General features: G+C 56.4%; 18 protein-coding genes and 1 pseudogene. 14 read left to right on the top strand and 5 right to left on the bottom strand.

Translation table 11 applies throughout. From position 1 onward, the window contains the following. The first annotated feature begins 45 nt into the window (after positions 1-45). Both ACNT1W_RS20585 and ACNT1W_RS20580 read left to right on the top strand, forming a co-directional pair. The gene (locus tag ACNT1W_RS20585) at positions 46-681 is read left to right on the top strand and encodes a DUF1007 family protein (RefSeq protein ID WP_232020733.1); all 636 of its coding nucleotides are present in this window, start codon (positions 46-48) and stop codon (positions 679-681) included. After that, on the top strand, positions 672-1,694 hold the full coding sequence (locus ACNT1W_RS20580) for a nickel/cobalt transporter (RefSeq protein WP_259191070.1): 1,023 nt from the start codon (positions 672-674) through the stop codon (positions 1,692-1,694). Before ACNT1W_RS20585 ends, ACNT1W_RS20580 begins: the two co-directional genes overlap by 10 nt. Positions 1,695-1,758: 64 nt before the next feature. Here the strand turns inward: ACNT1W_RS20580 and suhB are convergent, their stop codons facing one another. After that, the gene (gene suhB, locus ACNT1W_RS20575; RefSeq protein WP_012146337.1) at positions 1,759-2,562 is read right to left on the bottom strand and encodes an inositol-1-monophosphatase; all 804 of its coding nucleotides are present in this window, start codon (positions 2,560-2,562) and stop codon (positions 1,759-1,761) included. Positions 2,563-2,681: 119 nt separating this feature from the next. On the opposite strand from suhB, the gene trmJ reads away from it, so the two are divergent. The 11 genes and pseudogenes from trmJ (at position 2,682) to sseB (ending at position 11,759) form a co-directional block, all read left to right on the top strand. Then, a complete protein-coding gene (trmJ, locus tag ACNT1W_RS20570; protein ID WP_012146336.1) occupies positions 2,682-3,416 on the top strand; it encodes a tRNA (cytosine(32)/uridine(32)-2'-O)-methyltransferase TrmJ in 735 nt (244 codons plus the stop codon). A gap of 194 nt (positions 3,417-3,610) precedes the next feature. After that, positions 3,611-4,105, top strand: a complete 495-nt coding sequence (gene iscR / locus ACNT1W_RS20565; RefSeq protein WP_012146335.1) for a Fe-S cluster assembly transcriptional regulator IscR — start codon at positions 3,611-3,613, stop codon at positions 4,103-4,105. A 54-nt stretch (positions 4,106-4,159) separates the two neighbouring features. Further along, complete coding sequence (locus ACNT1W_RS20560; RefSeq protein ID WP_012146334.1) at positions 4,160-5,374, top strand: IscS subfamily cysteine desulfurase; 1,215 nt, start codon at positions 4,160-4,162, stop codon at positions 5,372-5,374. A 24-nt stretch (positions 5,375-5,398) separates the two neighbouring features. Continuing rightward, a complete protein-coding gene (gene iscU / locus ACNT1W_RS20555; protein WP_012146333.1) occupies positions 5,399-5,785 on the top strand; it encodes a Fe-S cluster assembly scaffold IscU in 387 nt (128 codons plus the stop codon). 55 nt (positions 5,786-5,840) lie between these two features. Next, a complete protein-coding gene (gene iscA / locus ACNT1W_RS20550) occupies positions 5,841-6,164 on the top strand; it encodes an iron-sulfur cluster assembly protein IscA (RefSeq protein WP_012146332.1) in 324 nt (107 codons plus the stop codon). A 63-nt stretch (positions 6,165-6,227) separates the two neighbouring features. Beyond that, a pseudogene (hscB, locus tag ACNT1W_RS20545) lies at positions 6,228-6,750 on the top strand (co-chaperone HscB). A gap of 27 nt (positions 6,751-6,777) precedes the next feature. Further along, on the top strand, positions 6,778-8,628 hold the full coding sequence (hscA, locus tag ACNT1W_RS20540) for a Fe-S protein assembly chaperone HscA (RefSeq protein ID WP_012146330.1): 1,851 nt from the start codon (positions 6,778-6,780) through the stop codon (positions 8,626-8,628). Between the two features lie 2 nt (positions 8,629-8,630). Then, entirely contained in the window at positions 8,631-8,966 is a 336-nt protein-coding gene (fdx, locus tag ACNT1W_RS20535) for an ISC system 2Fe-2S type ferredoxin (protein WP_017893695.1), read from the top strand. Positions 8,967-8,979: 13 nt separating this feature from the next. Next, positions 8,980-9,180: a Fe-S cluster assembly protein IscX gene (gene iscX, locus ACNT1W_RS20530; RefSeq protein WP_012146329.1), complete on the top strand. Its 201-nt coding sequence runs from the start codon at positions 8,980-8,982 to the stop codon at positions 9,178-9,180. A gap of 238 nt (positions 9,181-9,418) precedes the next feature. Next, complete coding sequence (pepB, locus tag ACNT1W_RS20525) at positions 9,419-10,714, top strand: aminopeptidase PepB (RefSeq protein ID WP_261278082.1); 1,296 nt, start codon at positions 9,419-9,421, stop codon at positions 10,712-10,714. 214 nt (positions 10,715-10,928) lie between these two features. Continuing rightward, entirely contained in the window at positions 10,929-11,759 is an 831-nt protein-coding gene (gene sseB, locus ACNT1W_RS20520; RefSeq protein ID WP_115184020.1) for an enhanced serine sensitivity protein SseB, read from the top strand. Positions 11,760-11,901: 142 nt separating this feature from the next. Here sseB and ACNT1W_RS20515 read toward each other — a convergent pair whose 3' ends face one another. From ACNT1W_RS20515 to ACNT1W_RS20500, 4 genes are all read right to left on the bottom strand, one after another. Beyond that, on the bottom strand, positions 11,902-12,054 hold the full coding sequence (locus tag ACNT1W_RS20515) for a Hok/Gef family protein (RefSeq protein ID WP_419246086.1): 153 nt from the start codon (positions 12,052-12,054) through the stop codon (positions 11,902-11,904). Between the two features lie 284 nt (positions 12,055-12,338). Next, the gene (locus ACNT1W_RS20510) at positions 12,339-13,517 is read right to left on the bottom strand and encodes a MalY/PatB family protein (protein WP_419246085.1); all 1,179 of its coding nucleotides are present in this window, start codon (positions 13,515-13,517) and stop codon (positions 12,339-12,341) included. 1 nt (position 13,518) lies between these two features. Then, positions 13,519-14,958 (bottom strand): Na+/H+ antiporter NhaC, encoded by a 1,440-nt coding sequence (gene nhaC, locus ACNT1W_RS20505; RefSeq protein WP_112363248.1) that lies wholly within the window; start codon positions 14,956-14,958, stop codon positions 13,519-13,521. Positions 14,959-15,081: 123 nt separating this feature from the next. Continuing rightward, positions 15,082-16,119, bottom strand: a complete 1,038-nt coding sequence (locus tag ACNT1W_RS20500; RefSeq protein ID WP_115184022.1) for a LacI family DNA-binding transcriptional regulator — start codon at positions 16,117-16,119, stop codon at positions 15,082-15,084. Between the two features lie 151 nt (positions 16,120-16,270). Here ACNT1W_RS20500 and ACNT1W_RS20495 point away from each other — a divergent pair, with 151 nt between their 5' ends. Beyond that, on the top strand, positions 16,271-21,262 hold the full coding sequence (locus tag ACNT1W_RS20495) for an alpha-2-macroglobulin family protein (RefSeq protein ID WP_419246084.1): 4,992 nt from the start codon (positions 16,271-16,273) through the stop codon (positions 21,260-21,262). Positions 21,263-21,292 lie beyond the last annotated feature (30 nt).

Here is a 21,292-nt window from a genome sequence, read left to right as displayed (position 1 = left end):
GAAGAACGGTTTATGTTACTTTATAACAATAATGAGTATCTTTTGATGATGAAGTTACGCTTTGTTTTGGCCGGTTTTCTAATGCTATTGAGCGCCGGCGCTGTGGCTCACCCGCACAGCTTTATTGATATGAACACCACCTTTGTGGCGAAGGATCAACAGCTGGTTGGCTTGAAAATGGTTTGGGTTATGGATGAAATCACCTCGGCAGATCTGCTGTACGATGCACAAAATGCCAAAAAAGACTCGGAAATATGGAAAAAGCTGGCGGCGGAAGTGATGGCCAATGTTCTGGGGCAACACTATTTTACGGATGTCTATCGCGACGGCAAGCCGGTGAAATACCTGAATCTGCCAACGGAATACCACCTGTCACGCCAGGGGCACCAGGCGGTACTGGAGTTTGTACTGCCGCTGGCCGAACCGCAGCCGCTGGCGGGTAAGCCGTTTGAGATCTCCACCTACGATCCCACCTATTTTGTCGATATGACTTATAAAGATAAAACGGCATTGCATTTGCCGCCGGAGATGGCTTCGCAGTGCAAATTCAAACTGATGACGCCCAAACCGGACTCCTCTTTACAGGCTTACGCATTGTCCCTCGATAAAAACGATTCACCCGGCGAAGATATGGCGCTGGGGCAACAGTTCGCCCAGCGGGTTAGCCTGCAATGTCAATAAATCTCAGCCAGCACCGGGCGCGTAAGCGACACTGGGCTTTCAGCCTGTGGCCGCTGCTGCTGTTTGCCGTGTTGCTGATGCTGGGCGCGCAGTTGGCGTGGCACTATTGGCCGCAATTACTGATGCAAAGCGTGGTGTGGCAGAAAGGGCTGCACCTGCAATTGGCGGGTTTGTTGCAGCAGGTAAAAGCGGCACCGCAACAGGCCGGACTGGCGCTGATGTTGTTCAGCCTGAGTTATGGCGTGCTGCACGCCCTTGGCCCCGGCCACGGTAAAGTGGTGATTGCCACCTACCTGGCTACCCATCCGGCGCGGTTGAAAAGCAGCCTGAAACTGACCTTTGCCGCGTCGTTGGTGCAGGGACTGGTGGCGATCGCGCTGGTGACGTTGATGCTGGTGGTACTGCAACTGTCGTCCCGGCAACTGCACCAGAGCAGTTTCTGGCTCGAGAAAGGCAGTTTTATTCTGGTGATGCTGCTCGGGGTGTTGCTGAGCTGGCGAGCGTTGAAGCGTTTGTATTATGCGGTTAAAGCCATGCGTCCGTCGCCAACGCTGCGAATCAACAGCCTGCAACCGCTGCCGGCGGACCACGTTCACAGTGAGCATTGCGGCTGCGGTCACCGCCATATGCCGAGCGACAGCGAACTGCAGGCGGGTAGCGACTGGCGTACGCAGACCGCCATCGTGTTGGCGATGGGAATGCGGCCGTGCTCGGGCGCAATACTGGTGTTGCTGTTTTCCAAGGTGATTGGCGTGTTTGTCTGGGGCGTTTTCTCGGCGTTGGCCATGGCGCTGGGCACCTCACTGACCATCTCATTATTGGCCTTGTTGGTGCATTACAGTCGCCGATTGGCGGTACGTCTCAGCCAATCGCGTGCACCTGCGGCCTGGAGTGCGGTGGCCTGGGGTTCGCTGGCGCTGGCCGGTGGCCTGATTTTGCTGTTCGCCGGGCTGTTGCTGTATCTCACTGCCCAGTCGGAGTTTATCGGCGGCATCCGGCCTTTCTCCCGCTGACGGGCATAAAAAAAGCGCTGCAATAAATTGCAGCGCTTTTTCTTTATTCATTCACTTCGCGATATTAACGCTTCAGCGCTTCGCTCAGTTCTTCACGCATGGTGGAAAGCATGGCTTTCACTACGCGCGGGTTGCCGGCTACCACGTTGCCGGAGCTGAAGTGGTTGTGGCCGCCAACAAAGTCGGTCACCAGGCCGCCGGATTCACGTACCAGCAGTTCACCTGCGGCGAAATCCCATGGCTTCAGGCCAATTTCGAAGAAACCGTCAACGCGACCGGCGGCCACATAGGCCAGATCCAGCGCGGCAGAACCGGTACGACGGAAGTCGGCACACTGAGTGAACAATTTGCCAACCACATTAATGTATGGAGTTGCGTGCTGCTTAACCTTGAACGGGAAGCCGGTCGCCAGAATGGTGCCATCGAGATCTTTGGCATTGGTGCCGCGCAGACGGTAACCGTTGAGCTGTGCGCCCTGACCGCGGGTGGCGGTGAACAGTTCGTTACGCATTGGATCGTAAACCACAGCCACTTCAGTACGGCCTTTAATGCGTACGGCGATGGAAACTGAGAAGTGTGGGAAACGTTTGATGAAGTTTGATGTGCCATCCAGTGGATCGATCACCCATTGTACGTCTTTATCTTCGCCGACCAATTCGCCGCGTTCTTCGGTAACAATAGTATGTTGCGGATAGGACTTGCGAATGACGTCGATGATCAGATGCTCTGCATCGCGATCGACGTTAGTGACAAAGTCATTGGTCCCTTTCTGGCTCGCTTCTACAGCGTCCGGGGTTTCGTAGTTTTTGGCAATCAGGTTACCGGCCTTGCGCGCAGCGCGCACGGCGATCGTCAGCATCGGATGCATGGGTATCTTCCAACTAGGATGTTAAAGAACAGGAAACGGCGCGAAGTATAGCAGGTGTTCGGCAAAATGCCTACGGCTGTGTTAAGCTGCTGTGATTTTCCGCTACGCTCAGAGTTTGTATGCTGCATAACATCCGCATTGTTCTGGTAGAAACCTCTCATACCGGTAACATGGGCTCGACCGCCAGAGCCATGAAAACCATGGGATTAACCAACCTTTATTTGGTTAATCCGCTGATAAAACCTGATTCTCAGGCGATCGCCCTGGCCGCTGGTGCCAGCGACGTGATCGGCAACGCCACTATTGTTGACACTCTGGATGACGCCATTGCCGGCTGCAGTCTGGTCGTGGGCACCAGTGCGCGTTCGCGCACCTTGCCGTGGCCGATGCTGGAACCGCGCGAATGCGGCATCCGCGCCGTGCACGAAGGTGAACATGCGCCGGTAGCGCTGGTGTTCGGCCGTGAACGTGTCGGCCTGACCAATGATGAGCTGCAAAAATGCCATTATCATGTCGCCATCCCTGCCAACCCGGATTACAGCTCGTTGAATCTGGCGATGGCGGTGCAAATTCTGGCCTATGAAGTGCGTGTGGCTTACCTCGATCGTCAACAGGCAGGCGCGCCACAACTGGAAGAAACGCCGTATCCGTTGGTCGATGACCTGGAACGCTTCTATCAGCATCTGGAACAAACGCTGCAGCATAGTGGCTTTATCCGTCCCTCTCATCCGGGGCAGGTCATGAGCCGTTTGCGTCGTTTATTCACCCGTGCGCGGCCGGAAGCTCAAGAGCTGAATATCCTGCGCGGTATGCTGACGTCGATCGAGAAACAGGACAAACATCAAGGTAATTAATTTGATGTGAAATGACGGCTTGCGGTAATAGTATTAGTTATCTAACGGTTATAATGTGTATTTTATATGCATATTATCTGGCTTAGTCCAAAACGTGCTAATACTTGAGTAAATTACTAGGTTAAATAGTTGACTGATTTACTCAGGAATGTCAGACTTTCGGCCATGTTTGACCAACAGGTAACCACTTAGCTATGAGACTGACATCCAAAGGCCGTTATGCCGTAACCGCTATGCTTGACGTGGCATTGCACTCCCAGGAAGGGCCCGTTCCTCTGGCGGATATTTCTGAGCGCCAGGGTATCTCGCTCTCTTATCTGGAACAATTATTCTCCCGTCTGCGCAAGAATGGCCTGGTGGCCAGCGTACGTGGACCGGGCGGTGGTTATCTGCTGGGCAAAGACGCGAGTGAGATTGCCGTAGGTGCAGTCATCACTGCTGTCGATGAATCGGTAGACGCAACCCGTTGCCAGGGTAAAGAAGGCTGTCAGGGTGGCGATCGCTGCCTGACCCATACCCTGTGGCGTGATCTGAGCGAGCGCATCAGCGGGTTCCTGAACAACATTACGCTGGCTGAACTGGTGAACAACCAGGACGTGCTGGTGGTGGCGGACCGTCAAAACAACGATACCCGTCGCACGGCCAACGGTCGTCCGCAAGAAACTATCAACGTTAATCTGCGCGCATAAGCAGCTGGCGATATTTTTTTAGTTTTTGGAAGTGATGTACGGAGCACAAGAGCAATGAAATTACCGATTTATCTGGATTACTCAGCAACGACGCCGGTTGATCCGCGCGTTGCTGAGAAAATGATGCAATTTTTGACTCTGGACGGGACTTTTGGTAACCCGGCTTCCCGTTCCCACCGTTTCGGTTGGCAGGCGGAAGAGGCGGTAGATATCGCCCGTAACCAAATTGCTGAACTGGTTGGCGCTGACCCGCGCGAAATCGTGTTCACTTCCGGAGCCACCGAGTCCGACAACCTGGCGATCAAAGGCGCTGCCAATTTCTATCAAAAGAAAGGCAAGCACATTATCACCAGCAAAACCGAACACAAAGCCGTGCTGGACACCTGTCGCCAGCTCGAGCGTGAAGGCTTTGAAGTGACCTATCTGGCACCTCAGAGCAACGGTATTATCAGCCTGCAGGCCCTCGAAGCCGCGATGCGTGAGGACACCATTCTGGTTTCTATCATGCACGTGAACAACGAAATCGGCGTGGTGCAGGATATCGAAGCTATCGGCGAAATGTGTCGTGCGCGCGGTATCATTTATCACGTTGATGCTACCCAGAGCGTGGGCAAATTGCCTATCGACCTGAGCAAGCTGAAAGTTGATCTGATGTCTTTCTCCGGCCACAAAATTTATGGCCCGAAAGGCATTGGTGCACTGTACGTGCGTCGTAAGCCACGTATCCGTATCGAAGCCCAGATCCACGGCGGTGGTCATGAGCGCGGTATGCGTTCCGGTACCCTGCCAGTACACCAGATCGCCGGTATGGGCGAAGCCTACCGTATCGCCAAAGAAGAAATGGCGTCGGAAATGGCACGTCTGCGCACGCTGCGCGATCGTCTGTGGAACGGCGTGAAAGATATGGAAGAAGTGTATCTGAACGGCTCTCTGGAGAACGGGGTGCCTAACATCCTGAACGTCAGCTTCAACTATGTTGAAGGCGAGTCGCTGATCATGGCGCTGAAAGACCTGGCCGTATCCTCGGGTTCTGCCTGTACCTCCGCCAGCCTTGAGCCATCCTACGTGCTGCGCGCGTTGGGCATGACTGACGAATTGGCGCATAGCTCGATCCGTTTCTCTCTGGGGCGTTTCACCACAGAAGAAGAGATCGATTACACCATTCAACTGGTGCGTAAATCCATCGGCCGTCTGCGTGACCTGTCTCCACTGTGGGACATGTTCAAACAGGGCGTGGATATCAACAGCATCGAATGGGCACATCATTAATTCTCAGGATTCAGGAGCAAGGTCATGGCTTACAGCGAAAAAGTAATCGATCACTATGAAAACCCGCGTAACGTGGGTTCTTTCGACAACGAAGATCCTAGCGTTGGCAGCGGCATGGTGGGTGCACCGGCCTGTGGCGACGTGATGAAGTTGCAGATCAAAGTCAACAATGAAGGTATCATTGAAGACGCCCGTTTCAAGACTTACGGCTGCGGTTCCGCCATCGCCTCCAGCTCGCTGGTGACCGAATGGATGAAAGGCAAGTCTCTTGATCAGGCCGAAGCGATCAAAAACACGCAGATCGCCGAAGAACTGGAATTACCGCCGGTAAAAATTCACTGCTCAATCCTGGCCGAAGACGCCATTAAAGCAGCGATTGCCGACTACAAGAGCAAACACAGCGCCAAGTAATTATTTCTGAGTCATTTAGCCCGGCCTTGGTTGGGCTTTGAAGTGTGAGGTTGTGATGTCAATTACCATGAGCGACAGCGCTGCACAGCGCGTTCAGGCATTTATGAATAACCGTGGCAAAGGCCTTGGCCTGCGTCTGGGGGTGAGAACCTCTGGCTGCTCCGGGATGGCGTATGTGCTGGAATTTGTTGACGATATGAACGATGACGACATCGTTTTTGAAAACAAAGGCGTTAAGGTGATCATTGACGGCAAGAGCCTGGTCTACCTTGACGGCACCGAGCTTGATTTCGTTAAGGAAGGCCTGAACGAAGGCTTCAAGTTCAACAACCCCAATGTCTCAAGCGAGTGTGGCTGCGGCGAAAGTTTCAACGTCTGACAGTCCATCGTGCTCCCCCGCCAGGTGCGGGGGAACTTCATCCGATAACGCCCAGAGCACGCTATGGATTACTTTACTTTATTCGGGCTGCCAGTTCGCTATCCCGTGGACGGCAGCCTGCTTGCCTCTCGCTATCAGGATCTGCAGCGCCAATTCCATCCCGATCGTTTTGCAAGTCAGCCAGAACGCGAACGCCTGATGGCGTTACAACAGGCAGCGACTATCAATGAAGCCTACCAAACGCTGAAGCACCCATTAAAACGCGCGGAGTATATGCTATCTTTGCACGGCTTTGATTTGGGCAACGAGCAGCACACTATGCGTGATACCGCGTTCCTGATGGAACAGTTGGAACTGCGCGAGGAGCTCGAACGCTATTGAGCGCAAAGCAGATGCACAAACCCAGTTGGCCAGCTTTGGCGCGCGGGTGAACGAGACGGTCAAACAACGCAGCGCTCTGATGATTCAGCAACTCGATAGCCAGCAGTGGATGGATGCCGCTGACACCGTGCGTAAGCTGCGTTTTTTGGACAAACTCCAGCAACAGGTTGAACAACTCGAAGAAAAACTGCTGGGTTTTGAGTAACACATTTTTGCTTGTGGAAGCTTCAATATGGCCTTATTACAAATTAGTGAGCCCGGCCTCAGCGCTGCGCCGCACCAGCGCCGTCTGGCTGCCGGTATTGATTTAGGCACCACCAACTCTCTGGTCGCCACGGTGCGCAGTGGGCAGGCGGAAACGCTGGCCGATGCCGAGGGCCGCGATTTACTGCCCTCGGTAGTGCATTACCAGGCTGACACTCTGCGTGTCGGTTGGGATGCGCGCCAACAGGCAGCGCAGGATCCTGCCAATACCATCAGCTCAGTCAAACGTATGATGGGCCGCTCATTGGCCGACGTACTGGCGCGTTACCCGAACCTGCCGTATCAGTTTCAGGCCAGCGACAACGGCTTGCCGATGATGCTGACCGCTGCCGGTGCGGTTAACCCGGTAGGGGTTTCTGCCGATATCCTCAGAGCCCTTGCCGAGCGTGCAAAAACTGCGCTGGAAGGGGATCTGGACGGCGTGGTGATCACCGTTCCTGCTTATTTTGATGATGCACAGCGCCAGGGCACCAAAGACGCTGCGCGTCTGGCCGGGCTGCACGTGCTGCGTCTGCTGAACGAACCGACGGCGGCGGCGATTGCCTATGGCCTGGATTCCGGGCAGGAAGGCATTATCGCGGTGTACGATCTGGGCGGCGGTACCTTTGATATTTCCATTCTGCGGCTGAGCCGTGGGGTGTTTGAAGTGTTGGCTACCGGCGGGGATTCCGCGCTGGGGGGCGACGACTTTGACCATCTGCTGGCTGACTGGCTGCGTGAACAGGCCGGTGTGGCTGACCGTAGCGATCACGGTGTACAGCGCCAACTGCTGGATGCGGCCATCGCGGCCAAAGTTGCACTGAGCGATGCCGACAGTACTGTCGTTGAGATTGCCGGCTGGCAGGGCGAAGTGACCCGAGCACAGTTTGATGCGCTGATCGCCACTCTGGTGAAACGTACCCTGATGGCCTGCCGCCGTGCGCTGAAAGACGCGGGCGTGAGTGCCGAAGAAGTGCTGGAAGTGGTCATGGTTGGCGGTTCCACCCGCGTGCCTCTGGTGCGTGAGCAGGTGGGCACGTTCTTCGGCCGCACGCCGTTAACTTCGATCGATCCGGATAAAGTCGTCGCTATTGGTGCGGCGATCCAGGCGGACATTTTAGTGGGTAACAAACCTGACAGCGACATGCTGCTGCTGGATGTAATCCCACTTTCGCTAGGCCTGGAAACCATGGGCGGTCTGGTAGAAAAAGTGATCCCGCGTAACACCACCATTCCGGTGGCGCGTGCGCAAGAGTTCACCACTTTTAAAGACGGCCAAAGCGCGATGATGATCCATGTGCTGCAGGGCGAGCGCGAATTGGTGCAGGATTGCCGCTCGCTGGCGCGCTTCTCGCTGCGTGGCTTACCGCCTCTGCCTGCCGGCGGCGCCCATATTCGCGTTACCTTCCAGGTGGATGCTGATGGCCTGTTAAGCGTCACCGCGATGGAGAAATCCACCGGCGTTGAGGCTTCAATTCAGGTTAAACCGTCGTATGGTCTGTCCGACGCCGAAATTGCCGGCATGATCAAAGATTCGATGGCCAATGCGCAGAGCGATGTCGGCGCGCGCATGCTGGCGGAACAGCGGGTTGAGGCGTCACGGGTGCTGGAAAGCCTGCAGGGCGCACTGGCCAGTGACGCCGCATTGCTGAGCGAAGCAGAAAGCACGGCGATCCCCGCGGCGGTAGAAGCTTTGCAACAGGCGACGCAGGGCACCGATCCTGCCGCTATTGAAGCCGCAATAAAAACATTAGATGCACAAACGCAAGACTTTGCCGCGCGCCGCATGGATGCTTCCATTCGCCGTGCGCTGGCTGGCCATTCTGTGGATGAGGTTTAATCATGCCTAAAATTGTTTTCCTGCCCCATCAAGATTTATGCCCGGAGGGGGCAGTACTGGAAGCCGAACAAGGGGAGTCAATCCTCAACGTTGCGCTGCGCAACGGTATCGAGATTGAGCATGCCTGTGAGAAATCCTGTGCCTGCACCACCTGTCATTGCATCGTGCGCGAAGGTTTCGACTCTCTCGAAGAGAGCACTGAACTGGAAGATGACATGCTGGACAAGGCCTGGGGTCTGGAGCCGGAAAGCCGTCTGAGCTGTCAGGCACTGGTGGCCGACGAAGATTTGGTGGTTGAAATGCCGCGTTATACCGTTAACCACGCGCGTGAAGGGTGAGAGGACAGTAGAAATGGGACTGAAGTGGACCGACAGCCGTGAAATCGGCGAAGCCCTGTACGACCAATACCCGGATACCGATCCGAAAACCGTACGTTTTACCGACATGCATCAGTGGATTTGCGATCTGGAAGATTTTGACGACGATCCACAGGCTTCCAACGAAAAAATACTGGAAGCTGTTCTGCTGGTCTGGTTAGATGAAGCGGAGTAAATAGCGTAACGGGCTGCCATAGGCGGCCCGTTTATTTTGTATCCGACATACCCGTCGCCTTTCAAGCTGCAGCGTTGTTGCCTGCACTCACTCCCCCCAGTTACTTACTCAAGTAAGCGCCTGGGGATGAGCGAGCTGGCCGCCTAGCTGCAACTTGAAACTCATAGGGTATACAATAAAAATCCCCAATAGATTTTGCGCGTGGCGTGAAAATGAAGGGGAAATCCGGAGTAAGGCTATGACAACTGAATTTATGCTGGTAACGCTGTCGAACCAATCTGCTGACGCTCGCTGGGGCGAGAAAGCGCTGCTGAGCACCGGTGCAGAAGGGATGACCATCCACCTGACCGGCAAAGATAAACTGGGCAGCATTCAACGTGCGGCCCGTAAGATTGACGGCCAGGGCATCAAGAATGTCAAACTGGCCGGTGACGGCTGGGATCTGGAAAACAGCTGGGCATTCTGGCAGGGCTTCCGTGGGCCGAAAGGCAAACGCAGTGTCGAATGGGCACAATTGCCGGCAGCGGAAAGCAAAGAGCTGGAACAGCGCCTGAAGATTGTTGACTGGGTGCGTGACACCATCAACATGTCGGCGGAAGAGTTGGGGCCGGAGCAGTTGGCTACCCGCGCGGTTGATCTGATGTGTGACATCGGTTGTGAAGCCGTCAGCTATCGTATTACCAAGGGTGAAGATCTGCGTGAGCAAAACTACGCCGGTATTCACACCGTGGGCCGTGGGTCAGATCGTTCACCGGTGCTGTTGGCACTGGATTTCAACCCGACCGGTAACCCGGAAGCGCCGGTGTTTGCCTGCCTGGTGGGCAAAGGCATCACCTTTGACACCGGTGGCTACAGCCTGAAACAAAGCGCCTTTATGGACTCCATGAAGGCGGATATGGGCGGTGCAGCCACCATTACCGGCGCACTGGCGCTGGCAGCGGCTCGCGGTCTGAAACAGCGAGTGAAACTTTACCTGTGCTGTGCCGACAACATGGTCAGCGGCAATGCTTTCAAATTGGGCGACATCATCCGTTACCGCAACGGTAAAACCGTTGAGGTGATGAATACCGATGCGGAAGGGCGTCTGGTGCTGGCCGATGGCCTGATCGATGCGTCCGCGCAGAACCCTCAGTTGATCATCGACTGCGCCACTCTGACCGGTGCGGCGAAAACGGCGGTGGGTAACGACTACCATGCGCTGTTCAGCTTCGATGACGCCCTGGCGCAAGAGCTGCTGGCCAGTGCGGCTGCTGAGCAAGAGCCATTCTGGCGTCTGCCGCTGGCTGAATTCCACCGCAGCCAACTGCCGTCCAACTTTGCCGAACTGAACAACGTAGCCGGTCCGGCCTACACGGCGGGTGCCAGTACCGCGGCTGCCTTCCTGTCGCATTTTGTGACTAACTACCAGCAGGGCTGGCTGCACATTGACTGTTCCGCTACTTACCGTAAAGGTGCAGTAGATCAATGGTCCGCTGGCGCAACCGGTCTGGGGGTACGTGCCCTGGCCAACCTGCTGCTGAGCAAAGCCAGGTAATTGAATGCCCACCCCGGTGGGCGTTATACCCGTCATCTTTCAAGTTGCAGCGTTGTTACCTGCACTCGCTCACCCCAGTTACTTACTAAAGTAAGCGCCTGGGGATGAGCGAGCTGGGCGCCTAGCTGCAAAATGAAAGCTATAGGGTATAGAATGTCGTTTACCCTCGGGGCCCAGCATGCTGGGCCCCGTTATTTGATTGCTGGAGTTTGCCATGAGTTCTCACCATCACGAAGCCGCCACAGGCGAAAACGAACTTGAACGCCTGTTGAAACTGGCGGTGACGGAGCCGGCCCATCGTCCGGCATTCTTTCGTGAACTGCTTGAGGCTACGGTGTTGATCCTCGGTGACAGCGAACAGGTACAACTCGGTGGAGACATCACGCTGAACGCCGATACGCCGGTGAATATTCAGCATTGGGAAAAGCAGGAAGGCGGCAGTATCATCCCGTTTTTCACCTCGGTGGAAGCGCTGCAAAAGGCCGTTGAGGATGAACAGCCCTTCATCGCCATGCCGGCACGGGTCTTATTCGAGATTACGCAGGGTGCGGACCTGTTCCTCAACCCGAAGGCCGAGTATGGTAAGGAATTTTATCCTGAAGAGGTGGCAATGCTGCTGGCCACCGGCGGCGTAAGCAAACCAGCAGAACGCTATATCGACAAGGATACCCAGATCCTGTTGGGCCAGCCGGAAGAATATCCGTCGGCAATGGTCGATGCCTTGACCACATTGTTCAGCCAGCGCAAGCCGGTACGCCGCGCGTTTCTGGCACTGATGCACGATCAGGCGGTCGACGAAAAACCTAATCTGTTGATCGGGCTGGAAGTGGATGGCGAACAAGGTGATATCGAGACGCTGATCAATGAAGCGGGCAGCGTGGCCAGCGAAACCGCACCTAACGACGAACCGGTGGATTTTTGCCTGGTATCGGAAAAGGAACGTGGCGTCAGCCATTACCTGATCACCCATACCCAACCCTTCTACCAGCGCCGCTGGGGCAGTTGGTTACGCAACATCATCCCTTCTACCGACAAAACCCAGTAGCCCTGTTTTTGCTGTTGTAAGTTGTATCAGGGTAAAAGAGAGCGGCCAACCTCGAAAGGCTGGCCGCGTACAACAATGGGCGCCGGAAAACCACTGCGTCGCACCAAAACAGGCGGGGCGAACCCCGCCTTCAGGTTGCCATTTAACGTTTAACGTTACAGGACAACACTGCCGCTACCTCCGTATTTCCCTGTTTAAACGTCAGCTCACAAACTGAGCCACGTATAAGCCAGATGAATACCAGGAATGTTACGCATCCTACTGTAAATACTGGTAAAAACAGTTTTCGCGACATGTCAGCCCTCCGTTGCATTTCTGCGGTTAAGAGGCTACCATGCTGGTGTTGATGCAGTATGGTGAAGCCTCATTCTGATTAAGAGTCAGTTTGGGGCTTTCTTCTTTCTGCTTCCCACCCAGGGCCTGAAGCAGAAAGCTTCAAGCGCCCGTCCGCAGTCTAACAGAAGCTTTAATTTCAAAGCTATACCGCCAGGTCGAGGTAAATTCGTTCAACCATTTCCGCCAGATATCGTTCAACAAAAAGACCCCGTTTGGGGCCTTTCATACGTAGGTGATTGTGGTTCAGGGTTTTAACCGGGCGAGCCCCGCGATGGCCTGTTCAAGATATTGGCGAGGACAGCCGAGATTGATGCGGATAAAGCCTTTTCCTTGCTCGCCAAAGCTGATGCCCATCGAGGCGGCAATTTTCGACTGGTGGATCAACGCCTGCTGTAGGGCGTGATCATCCAGGCCTAAGGCGCGACAATCCAGCCAGGCAAGGTAGGTTCCCTCGGCTGGGGTCATTTTGCACCAGGGTGCGGCACAGGCTAATGCCTGTTCAAACCAACGCCGGTTGTCGGCCAGATAACCTTGTAAATCATCAAGCCAGGCTTCCCCCTGTTGATAAGCTGCCGTTGCGGCAGTCATCGAGAGTGCATTAAAGACATCCAACCCATGGGCATTCAGGCGTTCGATAAACGCATTGCGGGTGCGAACATTGGGGATCAGGAAATTTGAGATCCTCAGCGACGACAAGCCAAAGCTCTTGCTGGCTGAGGTCGCCGAAATCATCTGGTCGTGCCAGGCTTCATCCAGATGCAGCACCGAGGTAAAGGTTTCGCCGGGCAGCGTCAGGTCGGCCCATATTTCATCGGAAATCACCGTCACGCCATGACGACTGCATAGCGTCATCAATTGTGTCAGTTCGCTGCGGGTCCAGCATCGCCCGGTGGGGTTATGCGGATTACACAACAGCAGTAACGGCGGTTTCCGCTGTTCAAAACAGGCTTCCAGATGCTCGAAATCAAATTGATAACCCTGCGCGCTTTCCTTCAGCGGGTTTTCGAGGACTTCTCGGCCGTTCATGGTGATGATCTTGGCGAAAGACCCATAGTATGGTCCCTGGATCACTACCGGATCGCCAGGCTGGCTGAGCAACTGGATCAGGAGCGCCAATCCGGGTACCACCCCCTCAACGGAGGTGAACCATTCGCGCTGCAAAGGCAGGTTGTGCCGGTTTGAGAACCAATTGATCGCCGCCTGGTAATATGCGTCATCGCGCTCACTGTAGCCAAATACGCCGTGATCAACCCGCTGATGCACTGCTTGCCGGACTTCCGCCGGGCACTGGAAGTCAAAATCAGAGACCCACATTGGCAAAAGGTCGGTTTCATCGAGTTGCAGATAGCGGTCGATAAAGTCCCATTTCACCGAGCCGGTGTTGTGGCGGTTAACTATCTGGTTAAAATCGGTCTGTTTCACGTCAGGCTTCCTTACGCTGTAAATCATTTTCTGGCTGTATTCTGGCAATCCCGAACCCGGTAAACCCATAAATCAGGGCGAAGACCACGGCGGCGTAGCATTGGATGGCCCACGGCAGGAGATCCAGCGTGCTGACACCCAGGGTGGTTGCCATATAAATACCTGCGGCGGTCCACGGAATTAAAGGTTCGATGACGGTGCCGGCATCTTCTACGGTCCGCGACAGGTTTTTATTGTCTAACCCCATGCGACGGTAAGCGCCTTTGAACAGCTCGGCCGGAATGAGCAGCGCCAGCTTGCCGTCGCTGGTGGCACCGGTCACCAGAATGGTGGTCGCGACCGTCGCGGCGATCAATTGGCCGGTGGTATGAACCACTTTCAGCAAGCGATTGATGATAACGGTCAGCGCGCCGGTCAGCGTTAAGGCACCGGCAAAGGAAAACGCACAGAACACCAGCAGAATGGTACTCATCATCGAGGACATGCCGCCGCGGTTGAGCAGGCGCGGAACATCTAGGGCGATGCCGGTAATGCTGTGCCCCTGAGCCGTAAACATTGAAAGATTAAAGCCGTCCATCAATGCATTTAAGCCTTGCTGCAGGTTAAACCCCTGGAGCAATACACCAATGAATATGGCCAGGGTACAGGCCGCCAGCATGACGGGGATCACCGGTCGTTTGGTCACGGCACCCCACAGCACCAACACCGGCGGCAGGATCAGCAGCAGGTTAAAGTGATACAGACCCTCCAGCGCGGTCACGATCTCGGTGACTTTTTCCGGCGTGGCTACGCTGCCGACGGCGCTGGTGTGCCCGGCAATCAGATACACCACCGCGGCTAAAACAAAGCTCGGTATTGTGGTGTACATCAGGTGCTGGATATGGCTGTAGAGATCGGTATCCGCGACGATGGCCGCGAAATTGGTGGAGTCGGACAGCGGGGAGATCTTATCGCCAAAGTAGGCGCCGGAAACCACGGCACCGGCGGCGGCGGCCAGGGGCACATCCAGTCCGGCGGCAACGCCCATTAATGCCACGCCCACGGTGCCTGCCGCGCCCCAGGAGGTGCCGGTACAAACGGAGATCACGCTGGTAATAAAGAATGCGGCGATCAGGATATATTGCGGGCTAATCAGTTTTAAGCCCCAGTACACCATGTAAGGAATGGTGCCGCTGAACATCCAGGTGCCGATCAACCCGCCGACGCAGATCAGTATCATGATCACCGGCATGGCCTTGGCCAGTTTGGCGACGATGGACTCGATAATGTCGTTCCAGCGATAACCTTGCCACCAGGCCAGTGCGGCGGCAATGGTGGCCGAAACCAGCAGCAACGGCTCGATCCGCAGCCCAAGCTGGCCGTAGCCGACGATGAGCAGCAATAGCATCGCCACAATGGGCAGCATCGCCAGTCCCAGGTTGAGTTTCTTTTTGTTATTCATTAACAACTCCGGTTAAGGATGAGGGTGTGACGCCAGCCTAATGAATTCGTTTTGATTGAGATGTGAGCCTGGGCAACTGTCCATGTAATCGGTTTCATGAGTAGGCGTTGTGTGCGTTGCCTCTCATTTTTCAGGCTTGTTTTCTTGATTTGAGGTGTTTTTCTCGAGGGGGATGACCGAATCTCGCAGGATCAATTCAGCGGAAAACATATTATTCTGCGGTGCCACAGTGGCAGCAGAGTTCAACTGCAGCGCCAAATTAGCCGCACGTCGCGCCATTTTCTCTATCGGATAATGCATGGTGGTCAATGACGGGTGAAGATATTTTGCCAGGGTCACGTCATCAAAGCCGACAATCGAGATAGCCTCCGGCAGTTTTATCTGCCGCTGGCGAAAGGTTCGCATCATACCGGCGGCCATCACGTCATTGAACGTCAGTGCGGCGGTAAAAGGGTGATCGTTTGCCAGGATCCTTTCTGCCGCTAATTCGCCCCCTTGCTCATTGAAGGGAACGCTGATGATCCAGCTACCCGGCACCGAGATCCCGGCATCATTCATGGCACTGCGATAGCCTTCCAGACGCTGTTTTCTGTCATCGATGGGTAAGTCCGTCGTGATACAGGCGATATTGCGGTGCCCGTGCCGAATCAGCATCTGGGTGGCGGCCTGAGAGGCGCTGACGTTGTCCAGCCAGATGCAGCGGTTGGCGATGGCAGGCAAATAGCGATTGATCACCACCATCGCCGGGGTGTGGGCGGCATAGCGTAAAACGTCGGCATCGCTCATCCGGGTCACGTGGGCCACGATGGCTTCACAGCCCTGATTGATCAGAAAATCGAGACCGTTCTTCTCCAGTTCGGCCTGATGGCCGCCGCTGCAGACCATTAATTTTACGCCGTCTTTGCGCGTGACATCTTCGACTCCCCGTGCCAGACGCGAGAAAAAAGGGTCGTCGAGATTACCGGTCAACAGCCCCAGCATATTGCCGCTTCTTTTCGCCAGGGCCAGCGCGGCAGCATTGCGGTGATAGTTAAACTCGCGCATGGCTTTTTCAACCCGTTCGCGGGTGACCGGCTCCACATAGGCGGTGCTGTTGATCACCCGGCTGACGGTGGCCGTCGACACGCCTGCCCGTCGGGCAACATCTTTCATTGTGGCCATATCATTTCCTGCTTCAGGCTTGGGTGGCCCCTTTCTGTTGAAGGGAAAAAATTGAGCTGGGTCTGATGCTAACAGCGCTGCTATTATTCATCCATATTCGGATCTTGCGCCGACGAGTGTCGTTGCGTAAAGGCTGCCAGGGAGTTAAACGATGAAACCATACCGTTCAGGGGCATTTGCATCAGGCAAGAAGCTTTGTCAGGGGATCGCATTGGCGGGAGGCCTGCTGCTGCTGGCCGCCTGTGATGACGGCGGAAAAAAACCAACCGCAGCGCAGGCTGATGCCCAGGCCAGCAGTGTCACGCAGGCCAAACGGCCGGATGCCGCCGCGTTGGCGGCATTGGCGAAACGCGACGCCGGAAAACCGCTGACATTGCTTGATGCCTCCGAACTGCAACTCGACGGCGCCAGTGCCATGGTGCTGACGTTTTCTTTGCCGCTGGATCCGAGTCAGGATTTCGCCGCGCGAGCGCATCTGGTCGACAGCGTTAGCGGTAAAATCGACGGTGCCTGGGAGCTGTCAGATAACCTGATGGAACTGCGGCTGCGCCATCTGCAGCCCAACCGCAAGCTGGTGCTGACCCTCGAGAGCGCTCTGAAAGCAGTCAACGGTGCCGAACTGGGCAAACAGCAAGAACAGACTATTACCACCCGCGACATCAAACCGAGCGTCGGCTTTGCCGGCAAAGGCTCGCTGTTGCCGACCAAGCTGGCGCAGGGGCTGCCGGTGATGGCGTTAAACGTCGATAACGTTGACGTTAACTTCTTCCGGGTGAAGGCCGATGCCTTACCTGCGTTCCTGGCAAACTGGGAATATCGCAATTCGCTCTCCAGTTGGGAGTCGGAAGAACTGCTGAAAATGGCCGATCTGGTCTACAGCGGCCGCTTCGATCTCAACCCGCAGCGCAACACCCGCGAACGCCTGCTATTGCCGTTGAGTGGCATCGAGGCCTTACAGCAGCCGGGTGTCTACCTGGCGGTGATGCAGCAGGCCGGGCATTACGGTTATACCAACCCGGCGACCCTGTTCACTCTCAGTGATATCGGCGTTTCGCTGCACAGTTATCATGACCGTCTGGACGTGTTTACCCAGGCTCTGGATGGCGGCGCGGCATTGGGCGCGGTTGAACTGCGCCTGCTGGATGAAAAAGGTCAAACGCTGACCCAGGGCACCACCGATAAGCAAGGGCACGCCCAGTTGGTGAAAAGCGCCAAGGCGCGGCTGTTGCTGGCGACCCAACAGGGCCAGACCAGCATGATCGATCTGTCGACGCCGGCGCTGGATTTGGCTGAGTTCGATATTGCCGGGCCGGAAGGCTACAGCAAGCAATTCTTCGCCTTCGGCCCGCGTGATCTTTACCGCCCCGGCGAAACGCTGATCGTTAACGGGCTGCTGCGTGACGCCGACGGTAAATCGCTGCCGGCCCAGCCGGTGAAGGTGGATATCGTCAAACCGGACGATCAGGTGGCGCGCAGCTTTGTCTGGCAGCCGCAGGATGGCTTGTATCAATATCAGTACCCAATCCCTGAAGGCGGGCCGACCGGAAACTGGTCGCTGCGTTTCAATCTGGGCGATAACCAGCCGCGGCTTTACAGCTTCAAGGTCGAGGATTTCCTGCCGGAACGCATGGCGCTAGACATTACCGCCGAGAAAACCCCGCTGCGCCCTGACGCACAGTTAGTGTTCGACGTCACCGGCCGCTATCTCTATGGTGCACCGGCCTCGGGTAACCGCCTGCAGGGGCAGGTGTTCCTGCGGCCGCAGCGTGAGGCGGTCAGCAGCCTGCCGGGCTATGAGTTTGGTTCGGTGACGGAAGAAAGCCTGTCGCGCAATATGGATGAATTCGACCAGGCGCTGGATAACGCCGGCAAGGCGCAGGTGGCGGTGGACAGCAGTTGGGCAGAGGTAAAATCGCCGTTGAAAGCCATCTTGCAGGCTAGCCTGCTGGAGTCTGGTGGTCGCCCGGTAACGCGCCGCGCCGAACAGGCGATCTGGCCTGCCGATGCGCTGCCCGGTATTCGACCTTTGTTCAACAAACAACAGATTTATGATTATCGTAGCAACAGCTACCAGGCCCAGCCGGTGGTGGATGAAAACACCCAGGCCGGGTTTGATATTGTCTACGCCAATGCCGCTGGTGAAAAACTGGCCGTCAGCGGGCTGAAGGCTCGCCTGGTGCGTGAGCGTCGCGACTACTACTGGCAGTGGTCAGAAGGCGAAGGCTGGCAGTCGTTGTACGATAAGAAGGATCTGCCGCTGGCGGAACAGTCTATCGATATCGCCGCCAACGGCAGCACCAAGGTAAGTTTCCCGGTGGAGTGGGGCGCATATCGTATTGAGGTCGTGGATCCGCAGAGTAATCTGATCAGCAGCCTGCGTTTCTGGGCCGGTTACAGCTGGCAGGACAACACTAATGGCAGTGGGGCTGTACGTCCGGACCAGGTGAAGCTGAAGCTGGACAAACCGGCCTACCAACCGGGCGAGAAAGTGAAGCTGCATATCGAAGCGCCGGCCGCCGGCAAGGGCTACCTGCTGGTGGAATCCAGCGATGGTCCGCTCTGGTGGCAGGAACTGGATGTGCCGGCCAAGGGCGTTGATGTTGAAGTGCCTATCAATAAGGAGTGGAAACGCCACGATCTGTACCTCAGCGCATTGGTGATCCGCCCGGGTGACAAGCAACAGCAGTCGACGCCGAAACGGGCGGTGGGGCTGTTGCATCTGCCGCTGGTGGATGAAGGACGCAAACTGGCACTGCAGCTGGACGCGCCGCAGCGTATGCGGCCGAACCAAATGCTGACGGTGAAGGTGAAGGCTGCCCACAGCAGCGGTAAACCGCCACAGCAAATCAACGTGCTGCTTTCCGCGGTGGACAGCGGCATCCTCAACATTACCAATTACGCGACGCCGGATCCGTATCAGGCCTTCTTTGGCCGCAAACGCTACAGCGCCGATCAGTACGATGTTTATGGTCAACTGATTGAAGGCAAAGGGCGTTTGGCAAACCTGCGCTACGGCGGCGACGGTGATGACGAAGATGCGTTGTCGCGCGGCGGTAAAAAACCGATCACCGCGGTTACCATTGTTGCCCAGCAGGCGCAGCCGGTTAAGCTGGATGCCAACGGCGAAGGCGAAATTCAGATTGCCATTCCTGACTTCAACGGTGAATTACGACTGATGGCGCAGGCGTGGAGCGATGAAGACTTCGGCAAGGCGGAAGGCAAGACCGTGGTTGCCGCACCGGTGGTGGCAGAGCTGGCGACGCCACGCTTCCTGGCCGGGGGCGACAGCACCCAATTGGCGCTGGATGTCAGCAACCTGTCCGGCCAGCCGCAGACATTAACCGTGAAACTGGCTTCCAGCGGGTTGGTGGCGCTGCAGGGGGCTGCCGAACAACAAGTCAGCCTGGCCAACGGCGAACGCACCACGCTGCAGATACCGGTGCAGGCGCTGGCGGGCTTTGGTCAGGGCGAGGTCGCGCTGACCCTCAGCGGTCTGGTGCTGCCGGGGGAAACGTTCAAGGACTATCAGCACAGTTGGAAGATTGGCGTAAGGCCTGCTTATCCAGCGCAAACCCGCCAGTTCGCCAGCGTGATCCACGCCGGTGAAAGCTGGAGTCTGCCGGCAGATGCCGCCGCCGGGCTGGTTCAGGCGACGACCGAAGGGCAACTGCTGTTGACCAGCCGTCCGCCAATCAACCTGGCGCGTTACATCAGCGAGCTGTACGCCTATCCCTACGGCTGCCTGGAGCAGACGACCAGTGAGCTTTATCCGTCGCTGTATACCAACCGGGCGCAGCTCAGTGCGCTCGGGATTAAATCCGGCAGCGATGAAAGCCGCCGCAACAGTATCGACGTTGGCATCGAGCATCTGCTCAGCATGCAGCGCTATAACGGCGGTTTTGGTCTGTGGAGTCGCGACAGCCAGGAAGAGTTCTGGCTGACGGCCTACGCTACCGACTTCCTGTTCCGTGCCAGTGAACAGAACTACAGCGTCCCGACCGATGCGCTGACGGCGGCCAACAACCGGCTGCAGCGCTATTTGCAGGACCGTAGTCAGATTGACGTTGCTTCCACCCAGTACCCGGACCACACCCGTTTTGCGGTGCAGGCTTATGCCGGCTTGGTATTGGCGCGTCAGCAACAGGCACCGCTCGGGGCATTGCGACAGCTGTTTGAGCGCCGTGCCGATGCTCGTTCGGGCCTGCCGCTGGTGCAACTTGGCGTAGCGCTGAAGCTGATGGGCGATATGCCGCGTGCCAATCAGGCGATCGAACAAGGGCTGGCAACGCAACGTAATGCCAAGGATTACTGGTTGGAAGATTACGGCAGTCCACTGCGTGATGACGCGATGATCCTGGCGCTGCTGACCGAAAATAACCTGCTGCCGGCCGAGCGCGACCAGCGCTTGCTGACTCTCTCTGAGCGTCTCAACGGCGAACGTTATCTGTCTACGCAGGAGAGCAATGCCCTGTTCCTGGCGGCGCGCAATCTGATTGGCAGTGCTGAAACGCCATGGCAGGCACAAACGGCGCAGGGCAAAACCCTGTCCGGCAGCCAGGCGCTGACGCAAAATCTGTCCGCTGAGCAGTTGGCGAGCGGGTTGCAGCTCACCAATACCGGCAGCGGTACGCTGTACAGCCGGGTCGATTTGGTCGGTTATCCGCAACAGGCGCCGCAGCCGCAGAGCAACGTGTTGAATATCCGCCGCGAATTCCTGGGGCTGGACGGCAAATCCGTGGATCTGACCCAACTGAAAAGCGGTCAGCTGATCCTGGTGCACCTGGACGTCTGGGCCGATAATCAGGTGCCGGACGCGCTGGTGGTGGATCTGCTGCCGGCCGGGCTGGAGCTGGAGAACCAAAATCTGGGGGACAGCAGCGCCAGCCTGGGCGAAAGCGCCAGTAGCGTGACCGAACTGCTGCAGGACATGCAGCAGGCCGATATCAAACATCAGGAGTTCCGTGACGATCGCTATGTGGCGGCGGTGAATATCGACGGCTACCGTCATACCACGCTGCTGTATCTGGCTCGGGCCGTGACGCCGGGCACATATCTGGTTCCGGCACCGCAGGTTGAGTCGATGTATGTGCCTGCCTGGCGTGCGCTGGGCGCGACACCACAGCGGCTTGAAATTGCCAAATGATCCTCTTTGCCCCGCCCCGGTGATTTAGCC

The sequence above is a fragment of the Serratia sp. NFX21 genome (assembly GCF_048517035.1).
GTDB classification, from domain to species: Bacteria; Pseudomonadota; Gammaproteobacteria; order Enterobacterales; family Enterobacteriaceae; genus Serratia; species Serratia quinivorans.
Note: the sequence above shows the minus strand (reverse complement) of the source record. Positions and strands in the feature narration are given on the sequence as shown.